Origin of the sequence: Mesobacillus jeotgali (assembly GCF_014856545.2) — a bacterium.
GTDB lineage: Bacteria > Bacillota > Bacilli > Bacillales > Cytobacillaceae > Mesobacillus.
In genome coordinates, this window is the sequence record NZ_CP109811.1 from 2460197 (window position 1) to 2476372 (window position 16176).

Consider the following 16176-nt stretch of genomic DNA (forward strand, 5'->3'; position numbering starts at 1 on the left):
CAGAGAATACACCGTTATAGCTGTGGAAATATCAGCCTATCGATTTCAGCAATAGATTAATAAACGGGAATCAGGGAATATAATATATATAACTTAATGATAGGAGCGGAAAGATATGGACTCAAAGAAAGTAAGAGCTGAGAGCACGGAAATAAGCTTTTATGATGAAGGCAAAGGTGATCCAATTCTCCTCATACATGGGTTTGCCGGCAGCAAGCACTATTGGGATCAAATCATTCCCAATTTAGCCAAAGAGTATAGAGTCATCGCACTCGACCTTCCAGGACATGGAGAGTCAGGCATGGGGAAGGACAAAAATTCCATTGAGGATATGGCCAGTACGATTAAAGAATTATTGGATCAGTTAGGCTTGGATAGAGTCACACTTTTCGGTCATTCACTGGGCGGATATATCACGCTGGCATTTGCCGAGCTATTCCCACAATATCTAAAAGGGTTTTCCTTGGTGCACTCCACGGCTAATCCTGATTCTGAAGAAGCAAAGGAAGGCCGGGAAAACAATGCAAAGAAAATCCAGGAAGAGGGTGCTGGACCATTTATCGAAGGACTTTCCCGGAAGCTCTTTTCTCCTGATAACACAGAAGTGAATGCGAAAGAACTGGAAAAGACAGTCAAAATCGGCATGATGACTAAGGTGGAAGGGCTTGTCAGTGCATTGATGGCGATGAAGGACCGACCAGAGAGGAATAAAGTGTTAGAGGAAACAGAACTTCCTGTACTCCTGATTGCTGGTGAACAGGACCAAATTATCCCTCCTGAAAAAACATTTACTGTATCGAGACAAAATATTGAAAAGAAAGTCATTCAAAATGCTGGCCATATGAGCATGTATGAACAGCCTGAGGAACTTGTTAAGGTAATGAAAGATTTCCTTGCAAAAATATAACGAGCCGGAACAGCCTGTCCACTTAGGGCAGGCATTTTTTCTTTAAAGTTCATGAGTGTTAAAATGGATTTCAGCAAGTGTATAGGAGTGGATATTTTGGTTGACAGAATTATATTAGATGGACGAACAATCATAATCAGTCATTTTGAAATGGACAATACTGGCGGATTAAAGCGAATTTCAGTGCATTTCCCCGTTACTAGTGAAGATTATCATGATGTCACCACATTATTATATAAAGACGAATTTTATGTGCAGGTTCCTGCGCAAGATGCAGCTTTCAGAGGGAAAATCGTCGAGTACTCGACCTCTGTTACGAATTTATATAAAATCGGACAGGTCGGTACCTTCAAACTAGCCTTGTTGGAAATAAAGGAGTAAGCCATGAAGTTAAGTATACTTGACCAGGCGCCCATATCGGCGGAGCAGACTGCCAGAGATGCATTGGAGCAATCCGTTTTGCTTGCACAGACTGCCGAGAAATTAGGGTATACGCGCTACTGGATTGCCGAGCACCATGATATACCAGGTTTGGCTTGTCCAGCACCGGAGGTCATGCTGCCCTATATCGGGGCAAGGACAGGCAAGATACGAATAGGTTCTGGAGCTGTATTGCTTCCACACTACAAACCTTATAAAGTGGCGGAGCTTTATAATTTGCTGGCAACGTTGTTCCCAGGCCGGATTGATATCGGAATCGGCCGTGCACCAGGAGGGTCTGCAGAAGCAACAAATGCTTTATCAGATAACTTCCTGCAAAATGTTTGGAAACTGCCTGAATCATTGAAGGACTTGCTTCATTTTATCAATGACAATCATCCGGAAGACAGCGAACAAGCTAAAATTAAAGCCGCACCCTTACCAGAAGTCCGTCCAGAACCCTGGCTTCTGGGCACGAGTAAAAAAAGCGCAAGGCTGGCGGCTGAGTACGGAATGGCTTATGCGTTTGGTTTATTTATGAGCGCCCAGGACCCGCAAGACATTTTGCAAGAATATTATAATGCCTTCAAGCCAGGAAGCACAAAATCTCCGCAAACCATTTTGACTGTTTCGGCCATTTGTGCTGAAACCAATGAACAAGCAGAAGAGATTGCATCAAGTTCACTTATATGGAACATCCAGCAGGGAAGAGGAGAAGGTATATCAGGTGTACCTTCGATTGAAGCTGCAAAGAAATACAAGCTTACGGCAGAAGATTATCAAACAGTAGAAAACATGAAGCGGAAAATGATTATCGGGAATCCAATGCAAGTAAAAGAGAGATTGCTTGATTTGCATAAGAAGTACAAGGCTGATGAAATAATGATTCTGACCATCACATACTCACCAGAGGACCGCATAAGGTCATATGAATTGATAGCCGGAGAAACTCTTTAGCAGCGAGGGGGACATTTTGTGTTCCCATAACCGTATTGAGAAACTTTTTTCATCCGGCTATTTGAATTCGTGCTCCAACAGTGCTATTGGGACATGTATACTCTACTTTAACCGTATACTAACCTCTTAACAAATCTTCCATTTAAGGTATAATATTATCTGTGGGAAGATGCTGCAACATGTATATAAACATTGCAGCGATCTGATATAAGTTGAAAGAGAGTGGAATTTATGGGTCGTAAATGGAACAACATTAAAGAGAAGAAAGCGTCCAAGGATGCAAATACAAGCAGGGTTTATTCAAAATTCGCGCTTGAGATTTATGTTGCAGCCAGACAAGGTGAACCAAATCCAGAATCCAACCAGGCGCTGAAATTCGTCCTCGAAAGAGCGAAGACATATAATGTACCAAGAGTCATTATTGACCGTGCCATTGATAAAGCTAAGGGCGGAGCCGAAGAAAATTATCAGGAGCTTCGATACGAAGGATTTGGTCCTAATGGATCCATGGTGATCGTTGATGCACTTACAAACAACGTAAACCGTACGGCTTCCAATGTGCGAGCTGCTTTTGGAAAGAACGGCGGCAATATGGGAGTAGCTGGATCTGTATCTTATATGTTCGACAAAACTGCAGTAATCGGATTTGAAGGAAAGTCTGCTGATGAGGCATTGGAAATATTGATGGAAGCGGATATTGATGCACGCGATATCCTTGAAGAAGATGAATCCATCATTATTTATGGCGAGCCTGAACAATTCCACGCAATCCAGGAGGCATTCAGGAATGCAGGTATCACAGATTTTACTGTTGCTGAACTGACAATGCTGCCTCAGAATGAAATTGCTCTGGACCCAGAATCGCAGGAACAATTCGAAAAACTAGTTGATGCACTGGAAGATTTAGAGGATGTCCAGCAGGTATACCATAATGTTGATTTAGTATAATTTAACGCAAAAACAAACCCTTCAAAATTGAATGGGTTTGTTTTTTTTTGAAAAATATTTAACCTGCCAATTTATTTTTGTCGAGTTCCTTTTCCAGTTTTCCTAACAAAATTAATCGGTACATACGAAAATCTGCACGGAGTGACCAAAATGGGTGGCCGAATGTGGCTGGCTTGTTGCCTTCGATAAAGAAATGGCTGAACCAGGCGAATGCGTAGGCAGTGACTGGAGCCAACAATATTAACCAGAAGTTCAACGTAAGGAGAGCAGCGATCAAAAATACGAAAACGAAACTTGTGCCAACAAAATGCCATCCTCTTGTTGAACGTTTACTATGCTGCGATAAATAGAAAGGCCAAAACTCTTCATAATCTTTAAACTCCATTGTCAACCTCCTAATATTATTTACTAAATATAGTTCTATACAATGCTGAAAATTCCTCTAATTGTCCAGACTACAAATTTCTTGCGGAAAGAAAGGGTAAATTAAAAATAGTCAGCATCCACAAGAGAAATATCGGCTAGCAAGCATACTAGTTCAATCTAATTCATCATGCAAAACGAAGATAACGCTATTAAATTGGAGGTGTACCATGGCTTCAAAAGGCGATCTAGTCCAATCTATTAAAAATCATGCAGTAAGGTTTGATACATATGATGACCTCGACGCAATTGTTGAAGCTGCAGCAGATAAACAGTATGTGATGCTGGGAGAAGCTTCTCACGGAACATCCGAATTCTATACCATCAGGGCAGAAATCAGTAAAAGATTGATTGCAGACCATGGGTTTTCTTTTATTGCTGTAGAAGGTGACTGGCCATCTTGTTTCACTGTGAATCAATATATTAAAGGGTATCGTGACACCGACGCTCATACAGCACTTAAAGATTTCGACCGCTGGCCTTCCTGGATGTGGGCAAATGAAGAAATACTTGAACTTGTAAGTTGGTTAAAGAACTATAATGAGTCTGCAGAAAAACCAATCGGTTTCTACGGTCTTGATGTATACAGCCTTTAGGAGTCAATGGAAGAAATCATCAGGCAGCTTGAGAAAATATCGCCTGATGATGTCGAATCGGCGAAGCAAGCTTTTTCCTGCTTCGAACCCTTTGATCGACGAGGGGAGAATTATGCGATTTCATCAGCTTATTATGGAGAAAATTGTACAGAGGAAGTCATAAAGGTTCTGATTGATCTTCAGAAAAAACGGAAGAGTTACCCAAAAGAGCAGGAGGGTGACTTGAATTTGGAGGTTAACAGCCTTGTCATGCTGGACGCTGAACGTTACTACCGGGCAATGGCCAAAGGCGGTGCAGAGGATTGGAACATCCGTGATACCCACATGGTGAGCGCTCTTGAAAAAGTTGTGCAGGCCCATGGGGAAGGTGCCAAAGCAATCATATGGGAGCATAATACCCATATTGGAGATGCAAGGGCAACAGATATGGCGGATGAAGGCATGATAAATGTTGGACAAATTCTAAGGGAAAAATATGGTCAGGATGTTTACGCAATTGGTTTTGGAACACACCATGGCACAGTGATTGCTTCTGATCAGTGGGGCGGTTCTGTACATGTAATGGACGTTCCGGATGCCCAGGCTGGAAGCTGGGAGGATGCTTTGCACCAGGCAGGAGCATTCGATAAGTTTATCTTATTCAATCAGGAAAACGAAAGAGACTTTGATCGTGCTTTAGGCCACCGAGCCATAGGCGTCGTATATGATCCTGAGCTCGAACACTTGGGCAATTATGTTCCATCCTATGTTGCCAGAAGATATGATGCCTTTATTTTTATCAATGAAACCAAAGCCTTATCACCAATATTCTTATGAACCTAAAAACGTCCCTGAAACTGGGACGTTTTTGTTTAGGCTTTACGGCTTCAGGACCACTTTAATGCAGCCATCTGTCCTCGTGTCAAAAATTTGATAGCCGTGTTTCGCCTGGTCGAGCGGCAACACATGAGTGATGACATCGCTTAGATCCATTTTTCCTGTAGAAATAATATCATAAAGGTAGGACATATAAGGGATTACCGGTGCCTGGCCCATTTTGAGATCCACGTTTCTCTGGAAGATGTCTCCCAGTGGAAAAGCATTATATCTGCCTCCATAGACTCCGGTGATTTGGATTGTACCAGCCTTGCGGACAGCCTGAGATGCTATGACTAGACCACCCATCGCACCGCCGTGCAGCTTCAAGCCAGCAGCCAGGTATTCAAGCGGAGACATTTTCCCGCTCATGCCTGTGCAATCAATGACAATATCAGCACCGCCTTTGGTGATCTCCTTCAGGTATTCGCCGGTATTCTGGTGTTCCTCTATGTTAACTGTTTCAACTTTATTTGTCTTTTTTGCATGCTCTAAACGGTAGTTTAAATGATCAACAGCTATTACTCTCTTCGCCCCTTTGAACCAGGCGAATTTTTGCGCGAGCAAACCAACCGGACCGCAGCCTAAAACCACTACTGTGTCGCCTGATTTAACACCTGCATGGTCAACGCTCCACAATGCTGTTGCTGCAGCATCAGCTAAAAGTACAAGTTTTTCATCCTCAACTTCACAATCCTCAGGGATTTTAAAAGGAGTGAAATTTCCGTAAGGTACACGCATATATTCAGCCTGTCCGCCAGCATAACCGCCCGTTGTTTCGGAGTAGCCAAAAAAACCGCCCATTTCTCCATGAGGATTGGAATTATCACACTGTGAAGTGATGTCATTTTTACAATACCAGCATTCTCCGCAGCTGACATTGAAAGGAATGATCACTCTGTCGCCTTTCTTTAGTTTGTTCACACCAGGTCCCACTTCTTCGACTACACCCATTGGTTCGTGCCCAATTACATAGTCTGTAGGCAAGTTCGGGATCATTTGATGCAAAAGGTGCAAATCAGACCCGCAAATAGCCGAAGCGGTTACTTTTATGATGATGTCATCTGAATTCTTTATTTCAGGATCTTTTACATTCTTGACCTGTATATTTTTGCTCCCTTGATACGTTACGGCTTTCATAATAGACATTCCTCCTTTATTTATCTGGTGTCGCGAACATTCCAAGCCGATCCGTGTCAATAGGGAATAGATCCATCTTTCCGATACTTACTGCCATGTCCGCAGATTTTAAATCAAGTTCCACTTGCTTTCCTACATCATGGGGGTACAGCCAGCCCTTATTCATCATCAAATCGGAAACTTCAGCATGAAGGTCTATCGCTTGTTCCATTTGTTTGTATAAGGTTTTCCTAAGCTCTGCATTGGCTGTTTCAGTGATGGCAATACCGTAAGTGTGTATACCAGTTTTGATCCAGAGGAGAAAGTCCAGCGCAAATGATGCATCGGCCATCTCGGGCATGTGCTCAGCACCCTGGGGATCAAGGTAATCCATTTCCATCAGATTTCACCTTCCTGCGTTGGTTTTGTTCTAGCACCTTTATAAAATACTCTTAATTCATCAATTGCTGTGATCGACTGTTGAACATCTTTTTCCATTAATGCTTTCAGGTCGTTATCAAAACAGAGACCCTGCATTAATTTTGATTTAAGGACACTGATCGTTTTAAAATTCAATATTTCATGAGCTTCCATCGTTTCATGGAAGGCAAGTGTTTCTTTCTCCATAAATTCACCTCCAGTAAGAACATATCTAATTTTCCAATTATGGAGGGCGTTTATACAGAATGTCAGAATAATGGAATGTTTTAATGGAAATATAACAGGGAGAGCTTAGAAATAGGAGAGATTGCTGATGACGAAATATTTAGGTATACATGAGACGCTTGAATTGCTGGAGGTTATGACGTTCAAAAGCGTCACATTGACAAAAGCGACAGCTATGGGCTTGCTTGTTAAGGACTTACGGCTAAAAGAAATCTTAACCGATGAAGTGGCGGCATCAACCGCACATATCAATCGGATGAAGGAGCTATTGACCAAGAAGGAGGAGAATAGGGCATGACGAACATCTTGCACAATCTGGCGGGCATGGCAGGAATGACAGACCAGGTAATCGCAACGGATTATTTGATTTCCATTAAGTCAGGAATCCGAAACCTTTCGTTTGCAATCACGGAAACTGCTACACCCGAATTAAGGGAGGCATTTCGAGAACAGCTGAGAGCGGCTGTAGAAGCTCATGAAAACATTTCAGAGTATATGATTGAAATGGGATTTTACCACCCGCATAACCTTGGGGAACAAATTAGAGTCGATTTGGATACCGCCGATACCGCTTTGAACCTTGCGGACTAATATAAAAGTGCATGGGCTTAGTTTAGCCACAGCAAGCGTTGAACTCTGGACATTATTCTAAGTGGAATTTTATATTTATCCTTGAAAGGCTGCCGAGGCAGTCTTTTTATTCTTTGTAATGAATTTAAGACCAGATCTGCTGCTTTTATACCTGTTAAGTTTAATGCCCTTGTTTTACAGGAATAGACTGATATATTGGAATTGCAGGTGGTACACATGGTGGATACTTTCATTAGGGACATTTCTCGCGAGGATATTATTAGACTTGCTGTATTTTTAGTGATCATTATAGTAGGAAATTGGCTAATCAAAAGGGTTGCTAAGTTTTCGGCTGCCAAAGATTCAAGGTTTTTGCAAAGATCTCTGCCGATCATCGACTCGCTTGCGGACTGGGTAACCTTTTATGGAATCATCATTTTACTCCTATTGACCTTCTCAAAGAATGAATGGTTATTTGAACCCCTATATACCCATGGAGAAGTAAAGGTAACAATCTTGCTGATTGTCATAGCCTTCCTGATCGTTTCGCTGGCGCACAGGTTAATTAAACTTTTCAATAAGTATATTTTATCTTCGGTCTACGATTACTACGGAGTGGACAGAGGATTGGGCTACACTTTCAACCAAATCATATACTATACCGTAATGTTTGCCGCACTGGCTGTAAGTCTGACCAGTGTCGGCATCAACCTGACTGCGATCGGGGCTGTTTTTGGAGTTCTTGGCATTGGTATAGGTTTTGGCATGAGGAATGTTGCTGGTAACTTTGTATCGGGTATCATTATTTTATTTGAAAGACCAATTGAGGTAGGGGAAATCATTCAGATCAATGATAAGGTAGGACGGGTTGAAAATATCCGCTTAAGATCTACAATTATCCGTACTGCTAAGGAAGGGACTTTGATTGTTCCTAACCAGTACTTTATTGAGCAGATCGTCAAGAACCGCACCAGTGCAAGAATGATGGCCCAGGTAAAGGTGAGTGTCGCTTTTGGGACAGATACCCATATGGTTCAGGCACTGCTTGAACAAGCAGTAAATGAAATTAAGGAAAATGAGGATGGCATCCTTGATTCTCCGGAGCCTGATATCCGCTTTATTGATTTTCACAGCAGGGCAATGGAGTTCCTGATCGAAATTCCGGTCGTTAACTTTGAAATTAAAGAGAAGATCGAAAGTAAATTAAGGCACATGGTAGCAGCGATTTTTGTGGATAAAAATATACAGCTGCCAGCAGTAACCTTCCAAATGGGTGATAAAAATAACTTTTACACCTCAGAATGATCAGAATAAGAAAAAAGAGAGTTTACACCATGGTAAACTCTCTTTTTGATGCTGATTAAATGCTTTTTATTGCATCCACAATATCATTTTCGCCAGAAATTAAATCAAAAGATTTCTTGAATGTGTTTTTCGCATTCAAGCATGCCAATATGGTTTTTGCTACATCAACTCTTGGAATCGAGCCCGTTTTCAGGTTCTCAGCAACCTCAATTTTACCCGTGCCAGGTTCGTTCAGTAACCCGCCTGGCCTGATGATTGTATAATTCAGGCTACTCTGCAGCAACGCCCGATCCGCATAGTGTTTTGCGACATAATAAGGTTTAATGGCATCAGACCAATTTTCCCTCTTGTGTGCTTGCAGGGCACTGACCATTATGAACCGGTCAATCCCAGCCTGTTCTGCAGCCTCCACCGTTTTCACAGCGCCGTCAAGATCCACTAACAGAGTTTTATCCAAACCTGTATGTCCTCCTGAACCTGCTGCGAACACAATGGCATCACAGCCTTTTGCAGCAGATGCGATGTCTTCAACGCTACCTTCAAGACTGGCGATTATAGTTTCAACACCTTTTTCTTCAAACTCCGGAGTTTGTTCCGGTTTTCTCAGCATCGCTTTTACATCATGTTCGCTGCTTTCCTTAAGCAAATCAACAAGTTGTTTGCCAATCTGTCCATTTGCACCTACGACAAGTACTTTCATCAGATAACCTCCTTGAAAATTCTTCGGTCATACAAAAAAACCTCGGGTTCACATAAAGTTCTGTATAACGCCACATGTATATAATCTACCCTTATCTACTATTGTAAAAGATTTGAATTGAACAATTAAATCCATATAGGTATGGATTATATGAAATGGGGAAAATAAAGAGAAACTTTCTATTCTTACCGGAGGAGGACAGGATGGAGAATTACAGTGGATTAATAGAAAAACAAAGACAGTTTTTTTTCAGCGGAAAAACAAAGGAAATTTCATTCAGGCTTGAGGCTTTGAAGTTATTAAGAAGCTTGATTAAATCCCATGAACAGGAACTGATGGATGCCTTAAAGGCAGACTTGAATAAGACTGAGTTTGATTCATACTTAACCGAAATTGGGATAGTACTTGAGGAGTTGCGGTTCACCATAAAGCATGTCCGTAAATGGGCAAAGCCAAGAAAAGTAAAATCTACTCTGACTTTGTTAGGCTCTAAAAGCTTTATTTATCCAGAACCGTATGGAGTAGCTCTTGTCATTGCTCCATGGAACTATCCTTTCCAACTGGCGGTAGCCCCTTTAATTGGAGCCATTGCTGCCGGGAACTGTGCCATTTTAAAGCCTTCTGAGCTGACTCCCCGTACTTCCGGGGTCCTCGCAAAGCTCATTCATGATCATTTTCCTGAGGAGTATCTGGCTGTAGTGGAAGGCGGAGTGGAAACCAGCCAGGGACTTTTACGGGAGAAACTGGATTATATCTTCTTTACAGGAAGTGTTCCGGTAGGCAGGATCATAATGGAAGCGGCAGCTAAGAAACTTACTCCCGTTACACTTGAATTAGGAGGTAAAAGTCCATGCATCGTACACCATGATGCGCACTTAAAGTTTGCAGCAAAGAGGGTTGCATGGGGTAAGTTCATGAATGCAGGACAAACCTGTGTTGCTCCTGACTATCTATGTATCCATAAAAGTGTAAAAGATGAATTTTTAAAGCTGCTAAAAGAATCTGTAGAGGAATTATATTCCCTGGATGCGATTTCAAGCGGAAACTTTACGAAAATCGTAAGTGAGCGGCATTTTAACAGACTAACGGGTTTCCTCGATAATGGTGACACATTCTTTGGCGGAAGAACAAATAAAGAAAAGCTTTCAATAGAGCCTACCGTTCTGACCAATATCAATTGGGAAGATGAAGTGATGGAGGATGAAATTTTCGGACCGATTCTGCCTGTCCTGGAATACGATGATTTGTCTGATATGATATCCAGCATCAATGCTCGTCCTAAGCCGCTCGCACTTTATATCTTCTCTGAAAGTGAACAGGTCCAGAAAATGATTCTTGAACATATATCCTTTGGCGGCGGATGCATCAATGATACCGTCTACCATTTAAGCTCACCGTACCTGCCATTTGGCGGTGTAGGTGAAAGCGGTATCGGTGCTTATCATGGGCAGGGCAGCTTCGATGTATTTTCACATGAAAAAAGTATATTGAATCAAACCACTCGCTTCGATCTTCCATTCCGGTATCCTAATACCAAGAATGCGCTTAAGAAAGTGAAGCTGTTTATTAAATAGGCAACGATTTACAAACTAGTAAGGAGGGCTAAACAGATGGGTGCAGTTGAGCGCAGCGGATATATTTTTGAACCGGAATACAGTGTGATTAACCAGGACGGAGCGATCCATGTATATCATAAAGGGGAATTTATCGAAGAAGTGAAATTTTCCTTCGAAGGGAAAGCTCCTGATCCGGGTCTTACTGAGCGGTTAATCGACCAGTACTGTGAGAAGCATGGAATTGACTAATGGATTTTATTCACTGGGAACTAGAAACAGCTGCTCCGGAAAAGAGCAGCTGTTTCTAGTTTCAGCATATAAGAAGAAAATTAACTTATGCAGTAACATTCTCGTCTATTTCAACCTCTTCTAAAGTTTCCCCTTCAGAGCGGGCAACATAGACGGCGCAGGCAGCATCACCGGTAATGTTCACTGCCGTTCTGCACATATCAAGGAGACGGTCAACCCCCAGCACTAAAGCTATAGCTTCAACAGGCAAGCCAACGGAAGTTAATACCATAGACAGCATGATCAGTCCCACTCCAGGGACGCCTGCTGTTCCGATACTTGCCAGTGTCGCAGTCAATATGACGGTCAATAATTGCCCAAGTCCAAGTTCTGCTCCATAAACCTGGGCAATGAAGATGGTGGCAACCCCTTGCATGATGGCTGTTCCATCCATATTGATCGTAGCTCCCAGCGGCTGTACGAAACCACTGACACTTTTGGAAACTTTGAGATTATTTTGCAATGTTTTCATCGAAATAGGAAGGGTCGCTGCACTACTAGATGTACTGAATGCAACAATCATGGCTGGCGAGAATTCCTTGATGAATTTAATTGGGTTCAGTTTTCCCAGCAAAGATACTGCTGAGCCATAGGTGATCACCAGATGAAGCAGCAGGACGAAAAGAACCACAAACATATATTTACCCATTGCAGCGATTGCTTCCAGGCCCTGGCTGCCGATTGCCGTTGCAATCAAACCGAAAGCGCCGTATGGAGCGAATTTCATAATCGCCTGGACTAAATACATCAGTACTTCATTGGCCTGATCGACCAGTTTAATCAATCCAGCAGCTTTTTCACCGACTCTTGCTATACCAAAGCCGATGATAATTGAAAATGCGATCACCTGGAGCATAGAACCCTCGACCATGGCCCCAAGAGGGTTGGCAGGAATAATATTCAATAATGTTTCAATAACCGGCGGTGCCTCAGCAGCCTCAAAGCTTGCGCCATCCAGTTGGAAGCTTCCTGAACCTGGCTGAACCAGAAGTGCCATCCCAATCGCCAGAACTAAAGCAATTGCGGTAGTAATCAGGAAAAAAGAAATCGTTTTGCCGCCGATCCTGCCGAGCTTCTTAGGATCACTAATCCCCGCAGTTCCAAGTATAAGAGAAACGATGACAATAGGGACAACAAGCATTTTAATCAAATTGACAAAGATTTTTCCAAGAGGGACAAATAGATAACTATTGATTGTTTCGAACACCCCAGGCAATGCTAAGTTAAAGATAAGACCAACAATAATACCCAATCCCATGCCATAAAGGATTTTGCGCGTGAGTGACATTTCATCTCCTCCTAATAAAAAATAATAAAAAATGAAAGCGCTTACCTAAATAACTGATAATTATAAATATTTTGTTACATTTAAAGTATGACTATTTTCGTTGGAAAAGACAAATGTTTTCTGAATATTATAAAAATATTACATGAAAATGAGAGAGCAATATATTTATGGTATATTCTTGTTAACTTTTCTTTTAAAGGCAGTGATATAAAGTGGATGCACAAACTAAATGGAATCGAAAATACATGGATAGGTTAATAGACGGGAATCCTCCGGAACCGAATAGAAGGCTGGTAAAGATGGCTGCTTATTTGAAAGGCGGGACAGCAATCGACTTTGCCTCTGGACTGGGAGGCAATAGCATTTATATGGCAGAACTAGGCTATGACATAACTGCCGTAGATATTTCCGAGGTTGCTATCAACTATGTACAAGATCAGGCAGCCAAACGAGGGTTGAATATTACGGCTAAGGTAGCCGATCTCACGAAGGAAAGAACCTTTTTAAAAGGCCATAAGCTTGATTTAGCAGTAATGACCTATTATCTGGACCGTTCTTTATTTCCACTAGTCAAACAAGTGATCAAGGACAAGGGATATTTATTTTTCGAAACGTTTTACAAACATAAGGCTGAAGTTAACGGGCATGTTTCGAGTCAATACAAGCTGGAATCGAATGAACTGCTGAAAGAATTCGCAGATTGGAAGATTCTCTTTTTTGAGGAGAATGAGCAGGAAGGACGACAGACAATTTTTTGCCAGAAAACTAACAAATTATGACCACCACATCTGAATAAACAAAAATCGAATGAATCTGATTACTACAAACATATACTTATAAAGGGACTTATTTGCATACAATCAACAACTTTAGAGTGTTAATTGGCTCAGGATTAATTAAAAAATAATCATCAAGGAGGCGAGCCATGTATAATATCCTGTTGTTTACGGATTCAGGGGTAGATGATTCATTGGCGCTTATGTATGCCTTGCTTCATCCTGAACTAAATGTTGTGGGGGTTGTTACCGGGTACGGGAATATCACAAAAGAACAGGCAATAAATAATACAGCCTATTTATTGCAGCTGGGAGGAAGAGAGGATATACCGATCATCGCCGGTGCATCCGGCCCTTTGTCTGGTGAACTTGCTACTTTTTATCCGGAGATACATGGACCAGAAGGGCTTGGTCCAATCAGGCCGCCAGAGGATATGGGAGAAGTAGAGGTATATGATATAAATAAAATTCTTGATATTGTGAATCAGTACCCTGAAAACCTGGTAATCGTCGGAGTCGGAAGACAAACGGAACTGGCAATCCCATTCATCTTATATGGCGTGGAAGCGTTCAAAACAGTTAGTGCTGTCTATATCATGGGTGGAGCCTTCCTCGTGCCTGGCAATGTCACAGCGGAAGCTGAGGCAAATTTCTATGCCGATCCGATTGCGGCTAATCAAGTGCTCGAAAAGGCAAGAAATGTATTCCTGCATCCTTTAAATATCACGAATAGAGCCATCATCCCCCCAGCAGTAATAGACTATCTTGCCCAAAACAGCCAGTCTCCTTTTAAGGATCTGATTAAACCTGTATATGATTATTACTTTGATGCGTATAAAAAGAATGTCCCGGGCATCCAGGGTGCGCCTCTCCATGATGTGATCACATTAAGTGCACTGGTAAACAAAAATCTGGTGAAATATCTGCCACGACGAGTAACCGTTGAATTGTTTGGGCGTGCCAGAGGCAAGAGTATTGCAGACTTCAGGCCAAAGCCTGAGCAGGAACCAGGTGAGAACTTGGATTGGATTGGCATGGAAGCAGACATACCAGCTTTTATTGAAGATTTTACCCTTGTTTTCATGGGAGAGACCCAAGCTAAAAGTTAAAGAAAGGAACTCCCATACAAATGGGAGTTCCTTTTTTGGGTTATACACTTTGATTTACTTCCTTATACTTTTTCCTGTTAGCATTTGAATAAAACATCACCAAAAGGCTTGAGATAATCAAGGTTCCATGGAAAATCCAGACCATTCTAGGCAGTGAAAAAGCTTCTAACAGAATAGGGGCAATGACAAAACCAAGTGCAAAACCTAATGACTTTAACAGCATGCCAACTCCAAATATTCTTCCTCGTATGTAATTATCCGTTTTCTGGAGGATAGTCGCGTGAAGGGTGGTGAAGCATGCATCAAAAATTCCGGTAAGGAAGGCAAACAACATGACAATCCAAACATTTATATTAGAAAGGAAGATGATGAAGCCGGTTGACATCAAAATTGCTGAGAGAAAATATGTCCGATACAACTGGTTTCCCTGCAGGAATTTCATTCTGGGTAAAAGGAGGGTGGCTAACACGGAACCAATTCCCCAGACACCCCAAATGAGTCCGTAAATTAAGCTTTGTTTGCTGGAATCTATTGATTCTGCTAACAAAGGAATTCCAAGATTATGAGAAGCACCGGCAAATGAACCTACGAGGAAAACGATATTTACGTACAATAACATCGGCACTGAAAGGATGAACGAATATACTTCTTTTAAATCTTTACCAATCTGGGAAACTCTTTGTTTAACTCCATTCGTTATCAAACCTGAATCAGCTGGCTTAGTTGTTTCCCACTTGATTTTGATTAATACTGCTGCAGATATTAGATAAGTAGCAGCGTCAATAATCAAGGTAACCTGGTAACCAAGAAAATCTGTGATTAAACCAGCACCAATGAACCCAAAAACCAGGCTGATCGATGTAAGTCTGGAGATAAGGGCATTCGTCTCTAAAACCTTATCCTGGCCAAAAATTTGCGGGATTTCCGCACTATAGCTTACAGCAAAAAAGCTGCTCGTTAAACCGATCAAAAAGCAGACAACCAATATCATTACCGGATTAGGGAAGGGGATCAAGCTCAAAATGATAATTGCCCGAAAAACATCGGTCCATATCATGATTTTCCTGCGGTCAAATCGGTCAGCAAGAACACCTGAAAATAAGCTTAATAAAACTCCGCCCAGTGTCCTGAACGCCATCGTGGCTGCAAGCCAGGCAGGACTCCCGGTAGCAATATACATCAAGACATTGATTGCGATTAAATCCATAAAGGTTCCAAGATCGGAAAATGCTTTTACATAAAGAAAAACTTTGGTGTTCATAATATCTCCCTTAATCATGAGGTAATATAGTTATACTGTTTTATTTTAAAGATTTTGAATTTACTTCGCAATACGAAATTTCAGTTTTTTGCTATAATATAATAAATTTCTCATTAGAAGGGAGAAACTCCCTGGCGAACAGGGAGCTCCATTTATTTAGGAATTACCACCAAGGCCTGCCATACCAGGGGCGACGTCCGAATCCATACCAGGGACGTCTGCCGAATCCGTACCATGGTCTTCGGCCGTACCAGTATCCAGGACGTCCGTAACCATACCAGGGACCACCGAATCCATAACCTCCATAAAATGCAGGTGCAGCAGCGGTGAGGAACAATAATGGAATAATTCTTTCATCATTCTGCTGATCTTGCCTGTGAAAATAAGTTTGAGGATAATTCATTGAGCAACCTCCTATATTTTATTCAATAT

19 protein-coding genes and 1 pseudogene are annotated in these 16176 nt (G+C 41.8%); 12 read left to right on the forward strand and 8 right to left on the reverse strand.

Annotated elements, in window-relative coordinates:
• Positions 1-115 precede the first annotated feature (115 nt).
• The 4 genes from FOF60_RS12525 (at position 116) to FOF60_RS12540 (ending at position 3232) form a co-directional block, all read left to right on the forward strand.
• Entirely contained in the window at positions 116-907 is a 792-nt protein-coding gene (locus FOF60_RS12525) for an alpha/beta fold hydrolase (RefSeq protein WP_192472061.1), read from the forward strand.
• 87 nt (positions 908-994) lie between these two features.
• Positions 995-1288: a DUF3219 family protein gene (locus FOF60_RS12530; protein WP_319801584.1), complete on the forward strand. Its 294-nt coding sequence runs from the start codon at positions 995-997 to the stop codon at positions 1286-1288.
• Positions 1289-1291: 3 nt separating this feature from the next.
• Positions 1292-2284, forward strand: a complete 993-nt coding sequence (locus tag FOF60_RS12535; RefSeq protein WP_192472063.1) for an LLM class flavin-dependent oxidoreductase — start codon at positions 1292-1294, stop codon at positions 2282-2284.
• A gap of 231 nt (positions 2285-2515) precedes the next feature.
• The gene (locus FOF60_RS12540; protein ID WP_192472064.1) at positions 2516-3232 is read left to right on the forward strand and encodes a YebC/PmpR family DNA-binding transcriptional regulator; all 717 of its coding nucleotides are present in this window, start codon (positions 2516-2518) and stop codon (positions 3230-3232) included.
• Between the two features lie 58 nt (positions 3233-3290).
• On the opposite strand, the gene FOF60_RS12545 is transcribed toward FOF60_RS12540, so the two are convergent.
• Positions 3291-3617 (reverse strand): Mpo1-like protein, encoded by a 327-nt coding sequence (locus FOF60_RS12545; RefSeq protein ID WP_192472065.1) that lies wholly within the window; start codon positions 3615-3617, stop codon positions 3291-3293.
• A gap of 208 nt (positions 3618-3825) precedes the next feature.
• Here FOF60_RS12545 and FOF60_RS12550 point away from each other — a divergent pair.
• A pseudogene (locus tag FOF60_RS12550) lies at positions 3826-5067 on the forward strand (erythromycin esterase family protein).
• Between the two features lie 42 nt (positions 5068-5109).
• Here the strand turns inward: FOF60_RS12550 and FOF60_RS12555 are convergent.
• From FOF60_RS12555 to FOF60_RS12565, 3 genes are read right to left on the reverse strand one after another with little or no spacing between them, the layout of a single operon-like run.
• Positions 5110-6246 carry a zinc-dependent alcohol dehydrogenase gene (locus FOF60_RS12555; protein ID WP_192472066.1) on the reverse strand — a complete coding sequence of 379 codons (1137 nt, stop codon included), beginning with the start codon at positions 6244-6246 and terminating at the stop codon, positions 5110-5112.
• Between the two features lie 16 nt (positions 6247-6262).
• Complete coding sequence (locus FOF60_RS12560; protein WP_192472067.1) at positions 6263-6625, reverse strand: spore coat protein; 363 nt, start codon at positions 6623-6625, stop codon at positions 6263-6265.
• Positions 6625-6852: a spore coat protein gene (locus tag FOF60_RS12565; protein ID WP_192472068.1), complete on the reverse strand. Its 228-nt coding sequence runs from the start codon at positions 6850-6852 to the stop codon at positions 6625-6627. The genes FOF60_RS12560 and FOF60_RS12565 overlap by 1 nt, the downstream gene beginning before the upstream one ends.
• A 127-nt stretch (positions 6853-6979) precedes the next feature.
• Between FOF60_RS12565 and FOF60_RS12570 the strand changes: the two genes are divergently transcribed.
• The 3 genes from FOF60_RS12570 to FOF60_RS12580 all read left to right on the forward strand — a co-directional run bounded on the left by FOF60_RS12570 (position 6980) and on the right by FOF60_RS12580 (position 8766).
• Positions 6980-7189 carry a hypothetical protein gene (locus FOF60_RS12570; RefSeq protein ID WP_192472069.1) on the forward strand — a complete coding sequence of 70 codons (210 nt, stop codon included), beginning with the start codon at positions 6980-6982 and terminating at the stop codon, positions 7187-7189.
• On the forward strand, positions 7186-7482 hold the full coding sequence (locus FOF60_RS12575; protein WP_192472070.1) for a spore coat protein: 297 nt from the start codon (positions 7186-7188) through the stop codon (positions 7480-7482). Before FOF60_RS12570 ends, FOF60_RS12575 begins: the two co-directional genes overlap by 4 nt.
• Before the next feature lie 216 nt (positions 7483-7698).
• Entirely contained in the window at positions 7699-8766 is a 1068-nt protein-coding gene (locus tag FOF60_RS12580) for a mechanosensitive ion channel family protein (RefSeq protein WP_192472071.1), read from the forward strand.
• 55 nt (positions 8767-8821) lie between these two features.
• On the opposite strand, the gene FOF60_RS12585 is transcribed toward FOF60_RS12580, so the two are convergent.
• On the reverse strand, positions 8822-9466 hold the full coding sequence (locus FOF60_RS12585) for an SDR family oxidoreductase (protein ID WP_192472072.1): 645 nt from the start codon (positions 9464-9466) through the stop codon (positions 8822-8824).
• A 203-nt stretch (positions 9467-9669) separates the two neighbouring features.
• Between FOF60_RS12585 and FOF60_RS12590 the strand changes: the two genes are divergently transcribed.
• Both FOF60_RS12590 and FOF60_RS12595 read left to right on the forward strand, forming a co-directional pair.
• Positions 9670-11040: an aldehyde dehydrogenase gene (locus FOF60_RS12590; RefSeq protein WP_192472073.1), complete on the forward strand. Its 1371-nt coding sequence runs from the start codon at positions 9670-9672 to the stop codon at positions 11038-11040.
• 36 nt (positions 11041-11076) lie between these two features.
• A complete protein-coding gene (locus FOF60_RS12595) occupies positions 11077-11271 on the forward strand; it encodes a YbxH family protein (RefSeq protein WP_192472074.1) in 195 nt (64 codons plus the stop codon).
• Between the two features lie 85 nt (positions 11272-11356).
• Here the strand turns inward: FOF60_RS12595 and FOF60_RS12600 are convergent, their stop codons facing one another.
• Entirely contained in the window at positions 11357-12598 is a 1242-nt protein-coding gene (locus FOF60_RS12600) for a dicarboxylate/amino acid:cation symporter (RefSeq protein ID WP_192472075.1), read from the reverse strand.
• Positions 12599-12843: 245 nt separating this feature from the next.
• Here FOF60_RS12600 and FOF60_RS12605 point away from each other — a divergent pair, with 245 nt between their 5' ends.
• Both FOF60_RS12605 and FOF60_RS12610 read left to right on the forward strand, forming a co-directional pair.
• The gene (locus FOF60_RS12605; protein WP_192472076.1) at positions 12844-13377 is read left to right on the forward strand and encodes a class I SAM-dependent methyltransferase; all 534 of its coding nucleotides are present in this window, start codon (positions 12844-12846) and stop codon (positions 13375-13377) included.
• 146 nt (positions 13378-13523) lie between these two features.
• Entirely contained in the window at positions 13524-14483 is a 960-nt protein-coding gene (locus tag FOF60_RS12610; protein ID WP_192472077.1) for a nucleoside hydrolase, read from the forward strand.
• 40 nt (positions 14484-14523) lie between these two features.
• On the opposite strand, the gene FOF60_RS12615 is transcribed toward FOF60_RS12610, so the two are convergent.
• Both FOF60_RS12615 and FOF60_RS12620 read right to left on the reverse strand, forming a co-directional pair.
• Positions 14524-15744, reverse strand: a complete 1221-nt coding sequence (locus FOF60_RS12615) for an MFS transporter (RefSeq protein ID WP_192472078.1) — start codon at positions 15742-15744, stop codon at positions 14524-14526.
• A gap of 163 nt (positions 15745-15907) precedes the next feature.
• Positions 15908-16147: a hypothetical protein gene (locus FOF60_RS12620; RefSeq protein ID WP_192472079.1), complete on the reverse strand. Its 240-nt coding sequence runs from the start codon at positions 16145-16147 to the stop codon at positions 15908-15910.
• Positions 16148-16176 lie beyond the last annotated feature (29 nt).